This is a genomic window from Streptomyces sp. HSG2, from assembly GCF_016598575.1.
Classification (GTDB): domain Bacteria; phylum Actinomycetota; class Actinomycetes; order Streptomycetales; family Streptomycetaceae; genus Streptomyces.
The window spans coordinates 4,360,016-4,380,000 of sequence record NZ_CP066801.1; the positions used below are offsets into that span (position 1 = coordinate 4,360,016).

General features: G+C 71.9%; 21 protein-coding genes (1 of these 21 cut by a window edge). 14 read left to right on the forward strand and 7 right to left on the reverse strand.

Annotated features, from left to right (window positions below):
- Positions 1–15: 15 nt before the first annotated feature.
- On the reverse strand, positions 16–1,293 hold the full coding sequence (gene tyrS / locus JEK78_RS18870) for a tyrosine--tRNA ligase (protein ID WP_200261264.1): 1,278 nt from the start codon (positions 1,291–1,293) through the stop codon (positions 16–18).
- Positions 1,294–1,687: 394 nt separating this feature from the next.
- Here tyrS and fabG point away from each other — a divergent pair, with 394 nt between their 5' ends.
- Both fabG and fabI read left to right on the forward strand, forming a co-directional pair.
- Positions 1,688–2,392 (forward strand): 3-oxoacyl-[acyl-carrier-protein] reductase, encoded by a 705-nt coding sequence (fabG, locus tag JEK78_RS18875; protein ID WP_200261266.1) that lies wholly within the window; start codon positions 1,688–1,690, stop codon positions 2,390–2,392.
- 5 nt (positions 2,393–2,397) lie between these two features.
- Positions 2,398–3,165 carry an enoyl-ACP reductase FabI gene (fabI, locus tag JEK78_RS18880; protein ID WP_200261268.1) on the forward strand — a complete coding sequence of 256 codons (768 nt, stop codon included), beginning with the start codon at positions 2,398–2,400 and terminating at the stop codon, positions 3,163–3,165.
- Positions 3,166–3,250: 85 nt separating this feature from the next.
- On the opposite strand, the gene JEK78_RS18885 is transcribed toward fabI, so the two are convergent.
- Entirely contained in the window at positions 3,251–3,949 is a 699-nt protein-coding gene (locus tag JEK78_RS18885; protein WP_200264246.1) for a FadR/GntR family transcriptional regulator, read from the reverse strand.
- Between the two features lie 76 nt (positions 3,950–4,025).
- On the opposite strand from JEK78_RS18885, the gene JEK78_RS18890 reads away from it, so the two are divergent.
- From JEK78_RS18890 to JEK78_RS18900, 4 genes are all read left to right on the forward strand, one after another.
- Positions 4,026–5,309, forward strand: a complete 1,284-nt coding sequence (locus JEK78_RS18890) for an MFS transporter (RefSeq protein ID WP_200261270.1) — start codon at positions 4,026–4,028, stop codon at positions 5,307–5,309.
- Positions 5,310–5,343: 34 nt separating this feature from the next.
- Positions 5,344–5,460: an SGM_5486 family transporter-associated protein gene (locus tag JEK78_RS23700; protein WP_277953047.1), complete on the forward strand. Its 117-nt coding sequence runs from the start codon at positions 5,344–5,346 to the stop codon at positions 5,458–5,460.
- 193 nt (positions 5,461–5,653) lie between these two features.
- Positions 5,654–5,812, forward strand: coding sequence for a hypothetical protein (locus JEK78_RS18895; protein WP_200261272.1), 159 nt, complete (start codon positions 5,654–5,656; stop codon positions 5,810–5,812).
- Positions 5,813–5,931: 119 nt separating this feature from the next.
- Positions 5,932–6,450: a histidine phosphatase family protein gene (locus JEK78_RS18900; RefSeq protein ID WP_200261274.1), complete on the forward strand. Its 519-nt coding sequence runs from the start codon at positions 5,932–5,934 to the stop codon at positions 6,448–6,450.
- Positions 6,451–6,514: 64 nt separating this feature from the next.
- Here the strand turns inward: JEK78_RS18900 and serB are convergent, their stop codons facing one another.
- The gene (gene serB / locus JEK78_RS18905) at positions 6,515–7,825 is read right to left on the reverse strand and encodes a phosphoserine phosphatase SerB (RefSeq protein ID WP_242483137.1); all 1,311 of its coding nucleotides are present in this window, start codon (positions 7,823–7,825) and stop codon (positions 6,515–6,517) included.
- 236 nt (positions 7,826–8,061) lie between these two features.
- Here serB and JEK78_RS18910 point away from each other — a divergent pair, with 236 nt between their 5' ends.
- On the forward strand, positions 8,062–10,641 hold the full coding sequence (locus JEK78_RS18910) for an FHA domain-containing protein (RefSeq protein WP_242483138.1): 2,580 nt from the start codon (positions 8,062–8,064) through the stop codon (positions 10,639–10,641).
- 104 nt (positions 10,642–10,745) lie between these two features.
- On the opposite strand, the gene JEK78_RS18915 is transcribed toward JEK78_RS18910, so the two are convergent.
- Positions 10,746–11,543, reverse strand: coding sequence for a transglycosylase SLT domain-containing protein (locus JEK78_RS18915; RefSeq protein ID WP_200261278.1), 798 nt, complete (start codon positions 11,541–11,543; stop codon positions 10,746–10,748).
- Between the two features lie 378 nt (positions 11,544–11,921).
- Between JEK78_RS18915 and JEK78_RS18920 the strand changes: the two genes are divergently transcribed.
- The 3 genes from JEK78_RS18920 to JEK78_RS18930 all read left to right on the forward strand — a co-directional run bounded on the left by JEK78_RS18920 (position 11,922) and on the right by JEK78_RS18930 (position 14,115).
- The gene (locus JEK78_RS18920; RefSeq protein WP_200261280.1) at positions 11,922–13,067 is read left to right on the forward strand and encodes a GAF domain-containing sensor histidine kinase; all 1,146 of its coding nucleotides are present in this window, start codon (positions 11,922–11,924) and stop codon (positions 13,065–13,067) included.
- Positions 13,060–13,701: a response regulator transcription factor gene (locus JEK78_RS18925; protein ID WP_200261282.1), complete on the forward strand. Its 642-nt coding sequence runs from the start codon at positions 13,060–13,062 to the stop codon at positions 13,699–13,701. The genes JEK78_RS18920 and JEK78_RS18925 overlap by 8 nt, the downstream gene beginning before the upstream one ends.
- 168 nt (positions 13,702–13,869) lie before the next feature.
- The gene (locus JEK78_RS18930; protein WP_200261284.1) at positions 13,870–14,115 is read left to right on the forward strand and encodes a chaplin family protein; all 246 of its coding nucleotides are present in this window, start codon (positions 13,870–13,872) and stop codon (positions 14,113–14,115) included.
- A 90-nt stretch (positions 14,116–14,205) separates the two neighbouring features.
- On the opposite strand, the gene JEK78_RS18935 is transcribed toward JEK78_RS18930, so the two are convergent.
- Complete coding sequence (locus JEK78_RS18935; RefSeq protein WP_200261286.1) at positions 14,206–14,994, reverse strand: hypothetical protein; 789 nt, start codon at positions 14,992–14,994, stop codon at positions 14,206–14,208.
- Between the two features lie 153 nt (positions 14,995–15,147).
- On the opposite strand from JEK78_RS18935, the gene JEK78_RS18940 reads away from it, so the two are divergent.
- The 3 genes from JEK78_RS18940 to JEK78_RS18950 all read left to right on the forward strand — a co-directional run bounded on the left by JEK78_RS18940 (position 15,148) and on the right by JEK78_RS18950 (position 17,463).
- On the forward strand, positions 15,148–15,945 hold the full coding sequence (locus JEK78_RS18940) for an ABC transporter ATP-binding protein (protein ID WP_200261287.1): 798 nt from the start codon (positions 15,148–15,150) through the stop codon (positions 15,943–15,945).
- Positions 15,946–15,998: 53 nt separating this feature from the next.
- Positions 15,999–16,430, forward strand: coding sequence for an NfeD family protein (locus tag JEK78_RS18945; RefSeq protein WP_200261289.1), 432 nt, complete (start codon positions 15,999–16,001; stop codon positions 16,428–16,430).
- A gap of 94 nt (positions 16,431–16,524) precedes the next feature.
- Positions 16,525–17,463, forward strand: a complete 939-nt coding sequence (locus tag JEK78_RS18950; protein ID WP_200261291.1) for an SPFH domain-containing protein — start codon at positions 16,525–16,527, stop codon at positions 17,461–17,463.
- A gap of 148 nt (positions 17,464–17,611) precedes the next feature.
- Here JEK78_RS18950 and JEK78_RS18955 read toward each other — a convergent pair whose 3' ends face one another.
- Both JEK78_RS18955 and JEK78_RS18960 read right to left on the reverse strand, forming a co-directional pair.
- Positions 17,612–18,151 (reverse strand): YbhB/YbcL family Raf kinase inhibitor-like protein, encoded by a 540-nt coding sequence (locus tag JEK78_RS18955; protein WP_200261293.1) that lies wholly within the window; start codon positions 18,149–18,151, stop codon positions 17,612–17,614.
- A gap of 150 nt (positions 18,152–18,301) precedes the next feature.
- Positions 18,302–19,084: a sporulation protein gene (locus tag JEK78_RS18960; RefSeq protein ID WP_200261295.1), complete on the reverse strand. Its 783-nt coding sequence runs from the start codon at positions 19,082–19,084 to the stop codon at positions 18,302–18,304.
- A 339-nt stretch (positions 19,085–19,423) separates the two neighbouring features.
- Between JEK78_RS18960 and JEK78_RS18965 the strand changes: the two genes are divergently transcribed.
- Positions 19,424–19,985: the 5' portion of a DNA-3-methyladenine glycosylase gene (locus tag JEK78_RS18965; protein ID WP_200261297.1), read on the forward strand. 95 nt of this gene lie beyond the right edge of the window; 562 of the gene's 657 nt are visible here — the first part of the coding sequence; it begins with the start codon at positions 19,424–19,426; the stop codon falls past the right edge of the window.

Below are 19,985 nucleotides of genomic sequence, written 5' to 3' on the forward strand. Positions count from 1 at the left end.
CGTCGCCGGCACGCACTACCCCGCTCGACCTCCGGTGACCTCCACGGCGGCCAGGTTCTTCTTACCCCGGCGCAGCACCAGCCAACGTCCGTGCAGGAGGTCGGTCCCGGCCGGAACCGCGTCCTCGGAGGCGACCTTCACGTTGTTGACGTAGGCGCCGCCCTCGCGCACCGCGCGTCGGGCCGCCGACTTGCTCGGGACCAGACCGACCTCGGCGAACAGGTCGACCACCGGTGCCGCCTCGGCCACCCGGGCGACGGGCAGCTCGGAGAGCGCCGCGGCCAGTGTCCTCTCGTCGAGTCCGGCCAGCTCGCCCTGTCCGAACAGCGCCTTGGAGGCGGCGATCACCGCCGCGGTCTGCTCGGGGCCGTGCACCAGGGTGGTCAGTTCCTCGGCCAGGGCCCGCTGTGCCTCGCGAGCCTGGGGGCGCTCCGCGGTCCGCCGTTCCAGCTCCCACAGCTCCTCACGGGGTCGGAAGGAGAGGATGCGCAGGTAGCGGTCGACGTCCCGGTCGTCCACGTTCAGCCAGAACTGGTAGAAGGCGTAGGGCGTCGTCATCTCCGGGTCCAGCCAGACGGCGCCGCCCTCGGTCTTGCCGAACTTGGTGCCGTCGGCCTTGGTCATCAGGGGCGTGGCGTAGGCGTGGACGTCCGCACCCGGCTCCAGCCGGTGGATGAGGTCCAGCCCCGCCGTGAGGTTCCCCCACTGGTCGCTGCCGCCCTGCTGCATCGTGCAGCCGTACCTCCGGTAGAGCTGGAGGAAGTCCATGGCCTGGAGGAGCTGGTAGCTGAACTCGGTGTAGCTGATGCCCTCGGAGGACTCCAGCCGTCGCGCCACGGAGTCCTTGGTCAGCATCTTGTTGACGCGGAAGTGCTTGCCGATGTCCCGCAGGAACTCGATCGCTCCGAGCTCCCGCGTCCAGTCGAGGTTGTCGACCATCACGGCCGCGTTCTCTCCCTCGAAGGAGAGGAAGGGCTCGATCTGGCCGCGCAACCGGGCCACCCAGCCCGTGACCGTCTCCGGGTCGTTCAGCGTGCGTTCGGCGGTGGGGCGGGGGTCGCCGATCAGGCCCGTCGCGCCGCCCACCAGGGCCAGTGGTCGGTGTCCGGCCCGCTGAAGCCGCCGCACGGTCAGCACCTGGACGAGGTGACCCACGTGCAGCGAGGGGGCCGTCGGGTCGAAGCCGCAATAGAACGTGACGGGACCGTCCGCCAGCGCCTTGCGCAAGGCGTCCTCGTCGGTGGACTGGGCGAACAACCCGCGCCACTTCAGTTCGTCGACGATGTCCGTCACGGTTCTCGTGTCTCCTCGTGGGTCTTCGGTGGTCCTGCGCGGCCTCGGCTCGGGCCTCGGCGCTCGCGCGGCCCGGACCGGGCGAGCGAATCTCCCACCCGCCTGCTCGGGCGGTCGGGTGACGGGCCGCCTACGAGGTTATACGCAGGCGCCGACGCGCCCCGCGCTCCCGAGTGGGGCTTCCCGGCGTCCCGGCCCGCGGGCAACCCGCCCGTCGCCGGTTGGTCCCGGCCGGGCCCCGTCGGCTTCTGTAGGGTCCCGACAGTCAGGGCCGCGAGCCACTGTCGGTGCCCGATTCCCGGAGCCGTGAGCGGGCCCGATAGGTTTTCGGGCATGCCGCCGCTCGTCAAGGCCCGGGCGGCCGTGCCAGACCCCCAAGCGAAAGGGTGATCCGTTGAGCCGCTCGGTTCTCGTCACCGGAGGTAATCGGGGCATCGGCCTCGCCATCGCCCGCGCGTTCGCCGAGGCCGGCGACAAGGTGGCGGTCACCTACCGCTCGGGCGAACCGCCCGCCGGGTTCCTGGGCGTCAGATGCGACATCACCGACGCCGAGCAGGTGGAGCAGGCCTACAAGGAGATCGAGGACGCGCACGGGCCGGTCGAGGTCCTCGTCGCGAACGCGGGGGTCACCAGGGACCAGCTGCTGATGCGCATGTCCGAGGAGGACTTCACCTCCGTCCTCGACACCAACCTCACGGGTACGTTCCGTGTGGTCAAGCGCGCCAATCGCGGCATGCTGCGGGCCAGGAGGGGGCGGGTGGTGCTCATCTCGTCCGTCGTCGGGCTGCTGGGCAGCGCGGGACAGGCCAACTACGCGGCGTCCAAGGCCGGACTGGTCGGGTTCGCCCGCTCGCTCGCCCGCGAACTGGGGTCGCGGAACATCACGTTCAACGTCGTCGCGCCGGGCTTCGTCCACACCGACATGACCGACGCGCTCAGCGACGATCAGCGCGCCGGGATCCTGGCGCAGGTCCCCCTCGGTCGGTACGCGGAGCCCGAGGAGGTGGCCAAGGTGGTGCGCTTCCTCACCTCGGACGACGCCTCGTACATCACTGGAGCCGTCATCCCCGTTGACGGCGGACTGGGAATGGGTCACTGATCGCCATGAGCGGAATTCTCGAGGGCAAGCGCGTCCTGATCACCGGTGTGCTGATGGAGTCCTCCATCGCCTTCCACACCGCCCGGCTGGCACAGGAGCAGGGCGCCGAGATCATCCTCACCGCCTTCCCGCGCCCCACGCTCACCGAGCGGATCGCCAGGAAGCTGCCCAAGCCCACCAAGGTCGTCGAGCTGGACGTCACCGACGAGGAGCACCTCGGCCGGCTGGCCGACATCGTCGGCGAGGAGCTGGGCGGGCTCGACGGCGTCGTGCACTCCATCGGCTTCGCGCCGCAGGACGCGCTCGGCGGGAACTTCCTGAACACCCCGTTCGAGTCCGTGTCGACCGCCATGCACGTCTCCGCCTTCTCCCTGAAGTCGCTGACGATGGCCTGCCTCCCCTTGATGCAGAGCGGTGGCTCGGTCGTCGGGCTGACCTTCGACGCCCAGTTCGCCTGGCCCCAGTACGACTGGATGGGGCCGGCGAAGGCCGCGCTGGAGGCGACCAGCCGCTACATGGCGCGCGACCTGGGGAAGCAGAACATCCGCTGCAACCTCGTGTCCGCCGGACCGCTCGGATCCATGGCGGCGAAGTCCATCCCGGGCTTCGACGACCTGGCGGCCGTGTGGGACACCCGCTCCCCCCTGGAGTGGGACCTGAAGGACCCGGAACCGACCGGTCGCGGGGTCGTGGCGCTGCTCAGCGACTGGTTCCCGAAGACGACCGGCGAGATCGTCCATGTCGACGGGGGACTGCACGCCATCGGCGCCTGAGCACCGACCGCACGGGCCGTCCGCGAGGACCGGCCGCTCCGACGGGCCGGGGCGCGACACCCTCCGGGGTGCGCGCCCCGGCCCGTCACGCGTCGATCGGCCCCTCGCTCCCCGGCGGCCCGACACGGCAGCCGTACGGATGGCCCGCCGCCTCCGCCCGCGCCGTCCGGGCGTCCCCGGACCTGATGGCCCGGACCAGGCTCGCGTGGTCGCCGAGCGGGCCCCGGGACGGCCGGTCGGCCAGGTCGTCGAGTAGCCAGGTCCGCAGGACCTCGCCGAGGTCGGCGTAGAGGGCGGACATCACCTCGTTGTGGGCGGCGGCCACGACCGCCTGGTGGAAGGCGGTGTCGGCCGCCGCGAACACCTCGGGGCCCGCCGTGTCCCATGCCCGCTCCCGGTCCACCAGCAGGGCGTCGAGCCGGCGCAGGTCGTCGTCGGTGCGGCGCTCCGCCGCCAGCCCGGCCGCCGCCGATTCGAGGGTGGAGCGCAGCTCGGCGACGTGCCCGGGATCGGTGTCGGCGAAGCGTCGACCCATCACCCCGGCCAGTTCACTGGTGGCCGCCACGAAGGTGCCGGACCCCTGGCGGATATCCAGCAGGCCGGTGTGGGCCAAGGCGCGCACCGCCTCTCGAACCGTGTTGCGTGCCACCCCGAGTCGTTCCACCAGCTCGGGTTCGGTGGGGATGCGCGAGCCCACCGGCCACTCGCCGGAGACGATCTGGCGGCGCAGGGACTCGATCACCTGATCGGACAGAGCCGATCGACGTGGATGGCTCAGCGGCACGACGCACCCCCGTATCCCGATCCCGGCCCGGCGGCCCGGGAATCGACTGGACAACCAATCATCCCATGATTCTAGGATGCCGGTCATGGCATGCGAGGAGATCGGGACCGAGCCCCGGACATCCGACCGTTCGGGATGGCGACCTGGGGTCCTCGGGCCGAGAGCGCGGGCGTGGCGGACCCCTCTGACTCTCGCGGCGGTCGTCCTGGCCGCGTTCAACCTCCGCCCCGCCGTCACCAGCCTCGGCGCCGCGCTGGACGAGGTCCGGTCGGGGCTCGGGATGAGCGGCCTCGTGGCCGGCGGTCTCACCGCCGCCCCCGCGCTGTGCTTCGCCGTGATGGGCCCTGTCGCGCCCCGACTCGCGCGCCGATTCGGCCCCGGCGCCGTGATGAGCGCCGCCATGGCGGCCGTCACGGCGGGATTGCTGATCCGCCCTCACACCGGCGCCACCGTCGGCTTCCTCCTGGCGGGCGTGCCGGTCCTCGCGGGCATCGCGGTCGGCAACGTCCTGCTGCCCGCCGTCGTCAAGCGTTGGTTCCCCACCCGGGTCGGCCCCGTGACCGGGCTGTACTCGATGGCCCTGGCGTTGGGCAGCGCGGTGGCCGCCGGGGGGACGGTGCCGCTGATCGCGGTGCTCGGAGGCGACTGGCGGCTCGGTCTCGCGGCCTGGGCCGTACCCGCCGCCGTGGCGCTCCCGGTCTGGCTGGCCCTGGCCGGCGGTCGCGGAGCCGCCCCCTGGGAGCCCCCCTTCCCGACCGTGGGGCCGGCCCCGGCGCCGCGTCTCGCCCGGAGTCCGACAGCCTGGGCCCTGGCGGTCTTCTTCGGCCTTCAGGCCACGGCGGCCTACGTGGCCATGGGGTGGACCGCGCAGATCTTCCGGGACGCGGGTGTGTCGCCGGGCCGCGCGGGCCTGCTGCTGGCCCTCACCATGGCCACGGGTGTGCCCCTGGCGTTCGTCGTCCCCCGGTTGGCCGCCCGGTCCCGGCGGCAGGGTCACCTGGTGCTCCTGCTCGGATGCTGCGGGGCGGCGGCCTACGCCGGACTCGTCGTCGCGCCGACGGCGGGAGCCTGGCTGTGGGCCACGCTGCTCGGCGTCTCCACCTGCGCTTTCCCGCTCGCCCTCACCATGATCGGCATGCGTGCCCGGACGGGCGAGGGGGTCGTGCGACTATCCGCCTTCGTACAGAGCGTCGGCTACCTCCTCTCTCTGCCCGGCCCCCTGATCGTGGGCGCGCTCCACGAGCACGACGGCGGGTGGACCCGGTCGATCTGCCTGATGGGCGCCCTGCTGGTGCCGCAGGCGGTGGCAGGCGTCCTGGCGGGTCGCCCCAGGGCGATCGAGGACGAGGCGGGCCGCTGACCGGCGTCCGCGCCGGGGGTGCGAGACTGGCGGCATGCCGGTACTCGACCCCGATCCCCAGCACGGCCAGAAGAAGATGCTGCTCGTCTTCGGCTCCTTCCTCGCCATCTTCGTGATCATCGGCGTCGTGGCCACCGTCTTCTCGCCGTGATCGGTGTCGGGGCGGCTCACCGGGTCCCGTCCCCTAGGGCCAGTCTCGGGGACGGGTGGGGGGAGCTCCGGATGAGACGCGGAGGCCGGCTCCCCTAGCGTGGATCGGGCCCGCCGGGATTCCGGCGGAGCGGCCACTCCGGAGAGCGAGGAACAGCGTGTCCGCTCCCCCCAGAACCTGCCCGCCGCGCCGTGTGTCCAGGCCGCCCTGGTGGGCCGTGATCCCGCCCGCGCTGGTCTTCGCCACCCTTCTCGCCCTCGTGCCGAACCAGCCGCCGTCGCACGCCGGCATCGGGCGGCTCCCGCTGGTCCCGCCGGTCCTGGAGCGACTCTGGTGGCTGGTCGCCGGTTGAGCCGGGTGCCGGCCCCCGCCCACCCCCGAGACCCGACCGGTCGAGCCGAAACGCGCCCGGGGGCGTTCGTCGGCCAACTCCCTGCGCCCCGTGGCCTGTTTCATGCGAAGCTTGAAGACATGAGCGCCGCAGAACTCCGTACCCTCGTCCTCCTCCGGCACGCCAAGGCCGACTGGCCGGAGGTGGCCGACCACGAACGCCCGCTGGCCGAGCGGGGGCGTCTGGACGCCGCCGAGGCCGGACGTCGGTTGGCCGACACCGGCATCACCTTCGACCAGGCCCTGTGCTCCACGGCGACCCGCACCCGGGAGACCTGGAAGCTCGCGGTCCAGGAGTTCCCGCACCGGCCGAGGACCGTGTACGAGGACCGGGTCTACGGGGCCTCTCCCGGCGAGCTGATCGCCCTTCTCAACGAGACCCCCGACGAGGTCCGGCACGCCCTGCTGATCGGCCACAATCCGGCGACGCACGCGGTCGCCGACATCCTCTCCCGCTCGTCCGAGCAGGAGGCCCGGGAGCGGATGGAACGCCGAGGCTTCCCGACCGCCGCCTTCGCGGTGTTGTCCTTCGCCGGGCCGTGGGCGTCCTTGGAGCCCGGCGTGGCGACGCTGCGTGACTACTGGGCGCCCGCCGAGTGAGAGGTCCGCCTGGCGCGGCCGAGGGGGTGCGGGCGCCGGTGGACCCCTTGCGGCTCGCGAGAAGTCATCGGCCGTACGGGCGAGTCTCGCAGACGGTGGCACCCGGCCCCGGCTCCCCGCCGCGAGGCGCCGGGTCCCAGGTGCGCTCCTCCGGCTCAGACCCCGGGAGGCCGTCCTCGACGGTGTCGGCGGCCTCGACCTCTTCCCGGGTGACTCCCAGCAGATAGAGCACCGTGTCGAGGAAGGGCACGTTCACCGCGGTGTGCGCCGCCTGGCGCACCACCGGCTTGGCGTTGAAGGCGACCCCGAGTCCGGCCGCGTTCAACATGTCCAGGTCGTTGGCCCCATCCCCGATCGCGACGGTCTGCGCCAGGGGAACGCCGGCCTGGGCGGCGAACCTGCGCAGCAGCCTGGCCTTGCCCGCCCTGTCGACGATCTCTCCGGTCACCCGACCTGTCAGTCGTCCGTCCGCGATCTCCAACGTGTTGGCCTGGGCGAAGTCCAACCCCAGCCGCTCTCGGAGATCGTCCGTGACCTGGGTGAACCCACCGGAGACGACCCCCACCTGGTAGCCGAGTCGCTTCAGCGTGCGGATCAGGGTCCGCGCCCCCGGCGTCAGCCGCACCTCGCCGCGGACCTTCTCCACCACCGAGGCGTCCAGCCCCTCCAACAGCGCCACCCGCGCGTGCAGCGACTGCTCGAAGTCCAGTTCGCCGCGCATCGCCGCCTCCGTGACCGCGGCCACCTCGGCCTCGCAGCCCGCGTGCCGGGCGAAGAGCTCGATCACCTCGTCCTGGATCAACGTGGAGTCCACATCCATCACCACCAGACGCTGTGCCCTGCGATGCAGCCCGGCGGCCACGACGGCGATGTCCACGCCCAGCGCACCCGCGTCCGTCACGAGCGTGGTGCGCAACGGCTCGGTCTCCACCCCCGACACGGCGAACTCGACCGCCGTGACCGGGTACTTGGCCAGGCGGAAGATGCGGTCGATGTTGCCGCCGGCCCGGGTGATCCGGGCGGCGATCGCCGCCGCGGCCTCGGAGGTGAGGGGGTGTCCGAGCACCGTGACCAGGGAGCGGCCGAGGCCGCGGGGGCGGTTGTCCCCGAGTCCGGAGATGATCTCGGCCTGCATTCTCATCGACTCGGCCCAGCCGTGCACCGTGGCCCGCAGATCGCCCTCCGCCCCCGGCGCGGGTTCGGTCACCAGGGCGCACAGGACTATCCGACCCCGCGTGACGACCTGCTCGATGTCGACGACGTCGACGGCGTAGGACGCGAGGGTGTCGAACAACCCCGCCGTGATGCCCGGCCGGTCCTTGCCGAAGATCTTGACGAGAAGGGTGGGAACGTCGGGGTTCTGCGAAGCGCTCATGGTGCTTCCACGGTATCGGGCCGGCGGTCGACCGCGCTCGCGAGGGGCGCCTCGCGCCGGCGAACACCCGGTGACGACCGGGTGGCCGGGTGGAGTGGCCCGGTGTTCGCGAGCGTGGCCCCGCGCCCCGGTTTTCGCTCCGGGCTCTGATCCTGAAATAGTTCCACCCGATGTTCGACATCCCTAGACTCCCTGCGAGCGGGGGCGACTCGGGGGACAACTCAGTGGGGCATGGAGTGCCGGAACTCGTACTGGAATCGAATGGACGCACGTGGACGCTGGACCCGTCCAGGTCCTACACCCTGGGGCGTGACCCCAGGGGGGACATCGTGGTCGAGGACGCCCGGGTCTCCTGGCGTCACGCCACGATCAGCCACGACGGCCACTGCTGGGCGATCGACGACCACGGCAGCACCAACGGCACGTACGTACGAGGGCACCGGGTCCGGCATCTGGAACTGGGCCCCGGGTCGGTCGTCAACCTGGGGAACGCCAACGACGGCCCTCGGCTGAGCCTGACCGAGTCCGGGGCGCCCGCGACCGCCCTGGAGATGCCGACGTTCCACGTCGACCAGACGCCAGGACCGGACTCCGCGTGGGCGGCACCCGCCCGAGACGCCTCCGCCGGTGCCCCGGCGTGGGCGGAGCCGGTCCACGACGTGCCGGCGGGGTGGCCCGCCGGGTCCGATCCGGCCGTCCGTCCACCGGCGCCCGGGCGCCACGCCGGCGCCCCGGGCGATCCCGGGGCCGACGTTCCGCGGCAGGGGGGAGCCGGCGCCTCTCCGGCGTCCGGGGACCGCAACGCCACCACCTTCCACCGCCTCTCGCTCGACCGTGTCATGCGCATCGGTCGGGCCCTGGACAACGACCTGGTCGTCTCCGACCTGCAGGTCTCCCGCAGCCACGCCGAGTTCCGGGCCAGGCCCGACGGCCGCCTGGAGATCCGCGACCTGGGTTCGCACAACGGCACCTACGTCAACGGCCAGCCCATCCCGAAGGAGGGCGGCAGACTCCTCGACCCGTCCGACGTCGTGGGTGTCGGGCACTCCACCTTCCGGATCGTCGGGGACCGGCTGGAGGAGTTCGTCGACACCGGCGAGGTGACCTTCTCGGCCCGTCACCTCACCGTCACCGTGGACGGAGGCAGGAGAATCCTCCAGGACGTCTCCTTCGGCGTCCCCGAGAAGTCGCTGGTCGCGGTCATCGGTCCGTCCGGCTCCGGCAAGTCCACGCTGCTGCGGGCGCTGACCGGATACCGGCCCGCCGACCGCGGCGAGGTCCTCTACGACGAGCGCGACCTCTATCGGCAGTTCGCCGAGTTGCGCCGACGTATCGGCCTGGTACCGCAGGACGACATCCTGCACACCGAGCTGACCGTCACGAGGGCGCTCGGGTACGCCGCCAAGCTGCGGTTCCCCGCGGACACCACGGCGGCCGAACGCGAGGCCAGGATCGACGAGGTGCTGCGCGAACTGCGGCTCGACGAGCATCGGGGCAAGAAGGTCAGCTCGCTCTCCGGTGGCCAGCGCAAACGCGTCTCGGTCGCCCTCGAACTGCTGACCAAACCGTCCCTGATCTTCCTCGACGAACCCACCTCGGGCCTCGACCCCGGCATGGACCGCGACGTCATGCAACTGCTGCGCGGTCTCGCGGACGACGGGCGCACGGTGCTCGTCGTCACGCACTCGGTGGCCGAGCTGGCCCTCTGCGACAAGCTCCTGGTGATGGCGCCCGGCGGTTCCGTGGCCTATTTCGGTCCGCCCGGGGAGGCTCTCGACTTCTTCGGATACGAGACCTGGGCCGACGTCTTCTCGGCCTTCGAGAGCTACCGCGACTACGACTGGGCCGGCCGCTGGAAGGGCTCGCAGCACTACCGGGTGCACGCGGCCGACCTCGACGCCGGTGCGGCGCGGCCCGCGAGCCCGCCGAGGCAGCGGGCGCCACGGCCACCCGAACCACAGGGCTGGACCTCCCAGTGGGTCACGCTGATGCGCCGCTACGTGTCGGTGATCGCCTCCGACAGGGGGTTCCTCGCGCTGACGGTGTTGTCGCCGGTGGTGCTCGGCGCGGTGAGCCTGCTCATCGACCAGGGGCAGGGGCTGCTGCCCAACCCGGTCGACCCGGGTTCCGGCGAGATCCTGCCGAACAGCACGGCGACCACCGTGCTCCTGATCCTCGCGGTCGGGGCGTGCCTCGCCGGCGCGGCCAACTCCATCCGCGAGCTGATCAAGGAACGGGTGATCTACGAGCGGGAACGCGCGACCGGGCTGTCGCGTTCGGCCTACCTGATGTCCAAGGTCGCCGTGCTCGGTGCGATCACCCTGCTGCAGGGGTCGCTGGTCGCGGTGATCGGCCTCTCCTCCCGGGAGCTCCCCCCCGAAGGGCTGATCCTCGGCGGCTTCACGCTGCTCGAACTGGCCCTGCCGGTCATGGCACTGGGATTCACCTCGATGATGTTCGGACTGGTCGTCTCCTCGCTGGTGAGAACCGCGGAGAAGACCATGCCCCTGTTGGTGATGTTCGCGATCGTCCAGGTGGTCTTCACGGGCTGCCTCTTCGCCCTGCACGGCGCCGTCGGGGTGAACCAGCTCTCCTACCTCATGCCCTCGCGTTGGGCCGTGGCCGCCGCCGGGGCCACCCTGGACCTCAACCGGGTCAGCCCCCCGTCCCCGGGCGCCGACCCCGATCCGCTGTGGCAACACACGCTCGCGACGTGGGGCCTGGACATGGCCGCCGTCCTCGCGCTCGGCCTGCTCTGCGGATTCCTGGTCGCCCGGTTCCTGCGCCGCCACGAACCCGAGGTCATGCGCGGCTAGAGGCGACGGGTGACGCCACCGAGGGGCGGCCCTCCGTGACACGGAGGGCCGCCCCTCGGTGGCGTCGTCACGCGGACCGCCGCGGGGTGGCGGCCCGACCGGCCTCAGTAGGCGCTGTTGACGTTGTCGATCGACCCGTACCGGTCGGCGGCGTAGTTGGCGGCGGCGGTGAGGTTGGCGACCGGGTCGTAGATGTCCCAGGAGGTCCCCTCCACGTGGTAGGCCTTGAAGGTGGGCGGGATCACCTGGAGCAGACCCTGGGACGGTATGCCGTTCTGCGCGTTGATGTCCCAGTTGTTGATCGCCCTGGGGTTTCCGGAGGACTCCCGGATGATGTTCTTGTGCAGGCCCTCGTAGGTGCCGGGGATGCCCTTGGCCTTCATGACGGAGAGGGCTTCCTTGATCCAGCCGTCCAGGTTGTCCGGGTAGCTCGTTCCCGAGTGCCCCTCCGCCGAGCGCTCCGCGGACCGGCTCGCGCTCTCCTTCTCCGCACGCTCCTGCGCGGCCTTCTCCTGGGCCGCCTTCTCCTGCGCGGCCTTCTCGGCCGCGGCCTTCTCCCTGGCCTCGTCCGCCGTCTTGCGCTCCGCCTCCGCGGCGGCCTTCTTCTCGGCGGCGGCGTCCTGCCGCGCCCGGATGTCCGCGATCTTCACCGCGTCGGCGGCGTCCGCGCTCGTGACGTCGGTCCGGACGTCCTTCACGGCGCCGGCGTCGTAGGAGATCTTCGCCGGGTGCGCGGGCGCTGCGGCGGTGGTCTCGGCACCCGCGGGGATCGCCGAGAGCGCCACGGCGGCGGCACCGAGTGTGCCGACACCGGCGATCGCGATCCTCCGGTGGCGCCCGGACCGGCGGTCGCGGCGGCGGGTGTCGCGTGGAAACGTGAGCAGCGTGATCAGCTTGGGCATGCGAGAGGGACCTCTTCGGGTTGCGTGGAGGTCGCTCATGTCCGGCGCCCGGCCGGGGGTGCCTCGGCACGGCTCCCGCGAGCAGGTGGCCCGCGGTGCTGAGCGACGCCGCAATTCTTAGCGCTCGCAAAACCCATGGGCAACGATGTGACCTACGATCCGCGGTCGTGGACGCCGCATCCGGCATTCGGGGTGAAACACCACATCCGGCCGGGTCGAGGCGGGAGAGTCCTTCTCCTACCTTCGGTCGTACGTGACCTGGGCCCTATGCGTGACGTCACACGTCGCCCTGGGCGCTCTCACCCAAGGTCGCCAGAGCAACGCTTTGCGTGAAGCCCTCCCGATCCGCCCCGCCCCCCGCGCCGGTACTGTGAGGCGATGTCCCATGGTCCCCGGTCCGGCCTCGCCGCGGTCAGCTCCGCCCTCCTGGCCATGAGCAGGCGCATGGAGGTGCGGGAGGTGCTCAGGACCATCGTCGCGTCCGCCCGGGAGCTGCTCGACGCCCGCTACGCCGCCCTCGGCGTGCCGGACGACCACGGGGGCTTCGCCCAGTTCGTCGTCGACGGCATGGACGAGGAGGAGTGGAGGGCCATCGGCCCCCTCCCCCGCCGGCACGGCGTTCTCGCCGCGATGCTGGAGGGAGCGGAGGCGGAGCGGCTGTCCGATGTCCGTGCCGATCCGCGCTTCCGCGGCTGGCCGGAGGCCCACCCCGACCTCTCCGACTTCCTGGGCCTGCCCATCCGCGACGGCGACGAGGTGCTCGGCGCCATCTTCCTGGCCAACAAGAACGGTCCGCGACGGCCCGAAGGCGGCGGTTTCACCGAGGAGGACGAGGAACTGCTCGGCATCCTCGCCCAGCACGCCGCGATCGCCCTGACCAACGCGCGGTTGTACGAGCGGAGCCGCGAGCTGACCATCGCGGAGGAGCGCGCCCGGTTGGCCCACGAGTTGCACGACGCCGTCAGCCAGAAGCTCTTCTCCCTACGGCTCACCGCCCAGGCCGCGGCACGGCTGATCGACCGCGACCCCGCACGGGCGAAGGGGGAACTCCGCCAGGTCGCCCACCTCGCTGCCGACGCCGCCGACGAACTGCGCGCCGCGGTGGTCGAACTGCGCCCGGCGGCGCTGGACGAGGACGGTCTCGTCGCCACCTTGCGGACGCACGTCCAGGTCCTCGACCGAGCGCACCCGGCGGCGGTCGCCTTCCGTGACAGAGGAGTGCGGGCGCTGCCCGCCGCCCAGGAGGAAGCCGTGCTGCGGGTCGCCCAAGAGGCACTGCACAACGCCCTGCGCCACTCCGGCGCCGAGCGCGTCGACGTCTGTCTGGACCGCCGGGGGAGCGGGGCCGTCCTGCGGGTGACCGACGACGGCCGGGGCTTCGACCCGAGAGGCGTCCACCGGGCCGGGCGGCATCTGGGCCTGGTGTCGATGCGCGACCGGGCGAGCGGTGTGGGTGGCCGCCTGTCCGTGGAATCGGTGCCGGGCGGAGGCACCACGATCGAGATGGAGGTACCGGGTGGCTGAACCGATCAAGGTCCTCCTCGTCGACGACCACCAAGTCGTGCGCCGGGGACTGCGGACCTTCCTGGAGATCCAGGACGACATCGAGGTGGTGGGGGAGGCGGCGGACGGCGCGCAGGGAGTGGCGCGCGCCGAGGAGTTGCGCCCCGACGTGGTCCTGCTGGACGTGCGGATGCCCGGCATGGACGGCGTCGAGGCGCTCCGTCGCCTCGGTGATCTGGACAACCCTCCGCGAGTCCTGGTCGTGACCAGCTTCACCGAGCGGCGCACCGTGGTGCCGACGCTCCGCGCCGGCGCCGCCGGGTACGTCTACAAGGACGTGGACCCCGACGCGTTGGCCTGCGCCATCCGGTCGGTGCACGCGGGCCACGTCCTGTTGCAGGCCGAGGTCGCGGGGGCGCTGCTGGTCGGCGACCAGGCCGGTCCCGGTGCCGGCCGGGCCGGCGCGCTCACCGAGCGCGAGAGCCAGGTGCTCGGCCTGATCGCCGACGGCCGCTCCAACCGTGAGATCGCGCGGACCCTCGTTCTCTCCGAGAAGACGGTGAAGACCCACGTCTCCAACATCCTGATGAAACTCGACCTGTCGGACCGCACCCAGGCCGCTCTGTGGGCGGTCAGGAACGGCGCCGCGGGCTGAGCCGGTCGCGGCGGGCGTGCGCCGGGGCGTGGGAGCGGAGTCGGTCCCGGCCCGGGGATTCATACCGTCGTGGGAATGTCACCCACACGGCGTAACTCCCGGGTTCCGAGACCGTTCTCCCGGTGTCCCGCGACGATCGTCGTGGGGATCGCGAGGAGGAACGCGCCCATGAGGAACCTGAAGCACGCCGTGGCCACCACGATGACGGCCGGCGGACTGGTCGTCGCCGCCGCCGGGCTGGCCTCGGCCACCGACGGCTCCCACGCCGACGGCGAGGCCTTCGGCTCCCCCGGCGTCGGCTCCGGCAACACCGTCCAGGTGCCGGTCCACGTCCCCGTCGACGTGGTGGGCGACACGGTCGACGTCGTCGGCCTCCTGAACCCGGCCTTCGGCAACCTCGGACACAACGGCTGACCGAGGCCTGCGGACCGGTCCGCCGCCCCGCCGCCCGCCGCGTGGGGCGCCGGGGCGGCCTCGCCGAGGTCGCCCGAGGGGTCGGTCCGCTCAGCGAGCCCCGCGCTCCCACTCCTCCCACGCGGAGTTGTAGGCGGCCACGCGCGCCCGCCGCGCCGTCCGCTCCACCGGGCGCAGCGCGGCCACACGTGCCGCCATCGACGAGGCGCTCACCGCCCCGCCGTGCCCGCCCTCGTGTGCCAGCGCGATCAGCGTGCCCACCCTGCGGGCCAGCACCAGCACCCGCGCGGCCCGAGCCGGATATCCGGGCGCGAGCACCTCCTCCCCGTCCTCGGCACGCGCCCGGTAGGCTTCCAGAGCCGCCCGTGACGCCGGACCCGACGCCGCCACGTCGAGGCGGGTGAGCACCTCGGTGGCCTCGCGGAGCGCCTCGGCCAGCTCCCGCTCCGCTTCCCCGAGCGAGGGCACGTCCGCCGGGACCGCCTCCCACACCGGCAGGCAGTGCCACAGAACCTCCACGTGGCGGTCGGTCGAGGGTCCTACCGCGTGGACCTCCGGGACCAAGCCGAGAGCGGTTCCCGCGCAGACCACCGCCTCCTCCGCCTCCATCGCCCGCGCGTTGAACTCCGGCGGCCCGCTGAGGCCGAGCGGGTGCCCCGGCGCCGGCAACGCCAGCCGCAGCCCCTTCGCCCCCAGTGCCCGCAGCCTGCCGAGCGCGAGAGTGAGGCCGACCGGCACGGACTCGCCGGGTACGCCCACCACCCGGTGGGACGCGTCGCCGCCGACGATGGCCCCCACGGCGTCGTCGGGTGCGACATATCCGGCGATCAGTGCGTTTCCCCACGAGGTGAGGCGTCCTGCGCGTGGTTCCGAGAGCATCCCCTCACCATAGGGACCGGACCGAGGGGACGGTGCCGCCGGCGGGTGGCGTAGATTTCTTGAGGGGGCTGCGCCCACCGGCGCGGCGGCCCGCGACCACAGGCGAACGCGACAGCCGCAACCGGCCACACTGCAAGGGGAGACAACGCGCTCATGAGCGATGTTCTGGAGCTTCAGGACGTATCCGTGGTCCGCGAGGGCCGGGCTCTGGTGGACCGGATCTCCTGGTCGGTGAAGGAGGGCGAACGCTGGGTCGTCCTCGGCCCCAACGGCGCCGGCAAGACCACTCTCCTCAACGTCGCCTCCAGCTACGTCTTCCCGACCACCGGCACCGTCACCGTCCTGGGGGAGACCCTCGGCCGGCGTGGCAGCGACGTCTTCGACCTGCGACCGCGGATCGGAATGGCCGGGATCGCCATGGCCGAGAAGCTCCCCGCACACCAGACCGTGCTCCAGACCGTGTTGACGGCCGCCTACGGCATGACCGCCGGGTGGCAGGAGGAGTACGAGGAAGTCGACAGGGCACGGGCCGCCGCCTTCCTCGACCGACTCGGGATGTCCGACTACCACGACCGGGAGTTCGGCACCCTGTCCGAGGGCGAGCGCAAGCGCACCCTCATCGCCCGGGCCCTGATGAGCGATCCGGAACTGCTCCTGCTCGACGAGCCGGCGGCCGGCCTGGACCTCGGAGGGCGGGAGGACCTGGTCCGTCGTCTCGGCCGGCTCGCCCGCGATCCGATCGCGCCCTCCATGGTCATGGTGACCCACCACGTCGAGGAGATCGCCCCGGGGTTCACCCACGTCCTGCTGATCCGTCAGGGCAAGGTACTCGCCGCGGGCCCCCTGGAACTGGAGCTGACCTCGCGCAACCTGTCGCTCTGTTTCGGCTTCCCCCTCGTCGTCGAGCGGATGGACGACCGGTGGACGGCACGCGGGCTCCCCTTGGCCTGACACCGCGGCCACGCACCCTGTCCCCGAGTGGCCCGCGCCCCTACCATGGCCGTGTGAACGACATCGACGCATGGGTGTGGTGGTTGGTCGCCGCGGCGGCACTCGGTATCCCGCTCGTGATGACCGCGATGCCGGAGTTCGGGATGTTCGCCGTGGGAGCGGTGGCCGCTGCGGGCGCGTCCGGTCTGGGCGCCGGACTCGTCGTGCAGGTCGTCGTCTTCGCGGCCGTGTCGGTCGCGCTGATCGCCGTCGTCCGGCCGATCGCCGCCCGCCATCGTGAGCGGCGACCCGGTTCGGCCTCGGGGATCGACGCTCTCAAGGGCAGACGGGCGGTCGTCCTGGAGCGGGTCGACGCCGCCGACGGTCGCGTCAAGCTGGCGGGGGAGGTCTGGTCGGCCCGGGCCCTGGACGCCGACCGTAGCTACGAGGCGGGCCAGGAGGTCGACGTCGTCGACATCGACGGGGCCACCGCGATCGTGATGTGACGGTTCCTCGGCATCCGAGAGATCGCCTACGGTTAGGATCAGCCGCGAGCGCCGCGGGCGCGCGTCAGCCGAGAAGGGGTACGGGGATTCGTCGATGGAACCGGTCATCATCGTCCTGATCATTCTGGTGGTGTTGGTCTTCATCGCCCTGATCAAGACCATCCAGGTCATCCCGCAGGCCAGCGCGGCCATCGTCGAGCGGTTCGGCCGCTACACGCGGACGCTGAACGCCGGACTGAACATCGTCGTCCCGTTCATCGACACCATCCGCAACCGCATCGACCTGAGAGAGCAGGTCGTTCCCTTCCCTCCGCAGCCGGTGATCACCCAGGACAACCTGGTCGTCAACATCGACACGGTGATCTACTACCAGGTCACCGACGCCCGAGCGGCCACGTACGAGGTCGCGAGCTACATCCAGGCGATCGAGCAGCTGACGGTCACCACGCTGCGCAACATCATCGGCGGGATGGACCTAGAACGGACGCTGACCTCGCGCGAGGAGATCAACGCCGCGCTGCGCGGGGTGCTGGACGAGGCGACCGGCAAGTGGGGCATCCGCGTCAACCGCGTGGAGCTCAAGGCCATCGAACCCCCCACCTCCATCCAGGACTCGATGGAGAAGCAGATGCGGGCCGATCGCGACAAGCGTGCCGCCATCCTCCAGGCCGAGGGGGTCCGGCAGTCCGAGATCCTGCGCGCGGAGGGCGAGAAGCAGTCGCAGATCCTGCGTGCCGAGGGCGAGGCCAAGGCCGCCGCGCTGCGGGCGGAGGGCGAGGCCCAGGCGATCCGTACGGTCTTCGAGTCGATCCACGCCGGGGACCCGGACCAGAAGCTGCTCTCCTACCAGTACCTGCAGATGCTGCCGAAGATCGCCGAGGGAGACGCCAACAAGCTCTGGATCGTCCCCAGCGAGATCGGCGACGCGCTCAAGGGGCTGTCCGGAGCGATCGGCAACTTCGGCCCCATGGGAGGCGGCGGCAACGGCTCCGTGCCGACGCAGGAACGGCGCGAGAAGCCCGCGATCGACTGATCCCACCGGGGCCCCGACCCACCCGCCCGAGAGGTGCCCCCTCCGCGCCGACCGCGCCGTCTCCATGAGAGCGCGCTACCGACACGGGCGCGCGCCCGCCCCGATCGCTTCCGCGAGCGGTGGCGGGCGCTTGGCGGGCGCCCGGTGCTCAGCCCGCGGCGGGCACCTCGTACTCGGCCACGAGCTGCGCACGGGCCACGGTGTGGAACCGCAGACGGAAGCCCACCATCGCGGGCGTCGCCTCGGCGTCCGGTCCCAGCTTCTCCCGGTCCACGGCGTACACGGTGAACACGTAGCGGTGCGGGCCGTCCCCCGGCGGCGGGGCGGCCCCGCCGAAGTTCTTCTCGCCGTAGTCGTTGCGTGCCCGCACGGCCTCCTCGGGCAGCCCCGTGAAGGGCTCGCCGCCCGCTCCCGCCGGCAGCTCCGTCACGGACGCGGGGATGTCGAACACCACCCAGTGCCAGAAGCCGCTGCCCGTCGGGGCGTCGGGATCGAAGCAGGTCACCGCGAAGCTCTCGGTGCCGGTGGGGAAGTCCCGCCACCGCAACCGCGGCGAACGGTTCCCGCCCGAGTACACCTGGGCCTCCCCGAGCCGTTCCCCGTCACGCACGTCCTCGCTGGTCACCGTGAACGACGGCACCGGCGGATGGAAGTCGTGCGGGAGCGGACGCCGCGTGAGGTCGGACACCTCGGTACCTCCTGGTCGATCGGGATCTCTCCTCGGGCGAGCCTAGTCCTCGACGCGTCCTGCGGAGTGGACCCCCGCGCCCTCTCGTAGGAGGCCGCGGCGGGCGGGCGCGCCGCGGCCGACGGGTCGGCGGCGACGTCGCCGCCCACGCTAGAACCAGTTGCGCTTGCTGCCGACTTCGGACATCCAGTGGTGGAGGTAGGCGGCCCAGTCGGTCGACTCGTAGGTGTCCAGACCGACGGTGAACGAGCGGAAAGTGTCGCTCCCCTCGGTGAACAGTCCCGACTTCTTGTCCATCTCCAGGACGACGTCCATCTCCCCGCCGTCGGCGACGAAGCTCAGCTCGACCTGGTTCAGGCCGCGGTACTGCTGAGGCGGGTGGAACTCGATCTCCTGGTAGAAGGGCAGACGCTGACGCGTGCCGCGGATGTGGCCGCGTTCCATGTCGGCGCTCTTGAACCGGAAGCCCAACCGGACGAAGGCGTCGAGAATCGCCTTCTGCGCCGGCAGCGGATGCACCTGGATCGGGTCGAGGTCGCCGGAGTCGATCGCCCGGGCGATGGCGAGTTCGGTGACGACTCCGATGTGCATGCCCCGCAACGGCTGCCCGTCGATCATCGTGATCGGGGTCTCCCAGGGGATCTCCAGACCGAAGGGCACCGTGTGGACCGCCTCCGCCCGCAGCTCGAAGGCCCCGCCCAGGCGGGTCTTCTCGAACTCGATGTCCTGCGTGTACTCGTGGTCGCCGCTCTCCACCTCGACCTTGGCCTGCAGTCCGACGGACAGCCCCTCGACGCGCTGGTCGACGGTGCCGCCCTGGATCCGTACCTCTCCTTGGACGACGCCACCGGGAACGACGTTGACCTCGCTCAGCACCGTCTCCACCGAGGCCCCTCCGGCCCCCAGGCTCGCGAGCAGCTTCTTGAACGCCATTGGTCTTCCTCCAGGCTCACGTGTGGACAACTCGACCCTTCGACGCCTACTACGCCCCGCGGGCCGCACCCGGTTCCGGGCGGCCCGCGCTAGGCTCGGACGCCGTGATCGCGATCCCCGACCGTACGCTCCCGGGGGAACGGCGCCGAGGCCGGGCCACCCGCGACGACGCGGGAGCGCGGAGGCGAAGCCCCGGATGTCGCACGTCCAAGAGGCCCCCCGACCATCCGACGGCGGTTGGGCCGATCCGCCCCGGGCCGATTCCCGGACGGGGTGTGACGCGGCGCTGGGTCGAAGCATCGAACGCGTCCCCGGTTCCGGAACGGTGAGGAGTACGTGGTGAACATCGACGATCTCTCGCACTCCGCGGAGGCGGTGGCCCCGGAGCTGCTCGGGGCCGTCCTGACCTGCGTGGGCAAGGACGGCCCCGTCAGCGTCGTCATCACGGAGACCGAGGCGTACTCCGGATTCACCGACCCGGCGTCGCACGCCTATCGCGGAAGGACCCCCCGCAACGCGGTCATGTTCGGCCCCGCCGGCCATCTCTACGTCTACCGCTCCCATGGGCTCCACTGGTGTGCCAACGTCGTCACGGCGACCGACGGGGTCGCGGCGGGTGTGCTCCTCCGGGCGGGCAGAGTCGTCGCCGGGGAGGCGCGGGCACGGCGCAGACGAGGGGGACAAGTCGAGTCCTCGCGGTTGGCCAGAGGCCCGGGGAACCTCTGCCGCGCCCTCGGCATCACCGGCGATCACAACGGCACCGACCTGCTGGGCGGAGGGGCGGTCACCCTCTCCCCGGGCTGGCCGCCGGCACCGGGGTCGGTCCGTGCCGGGCCCCGGGTCGGCGTGAGCAGGGCGGCGGACTGGCTCCACCGCTTCTACCTCGCCGGAGATCCGACGG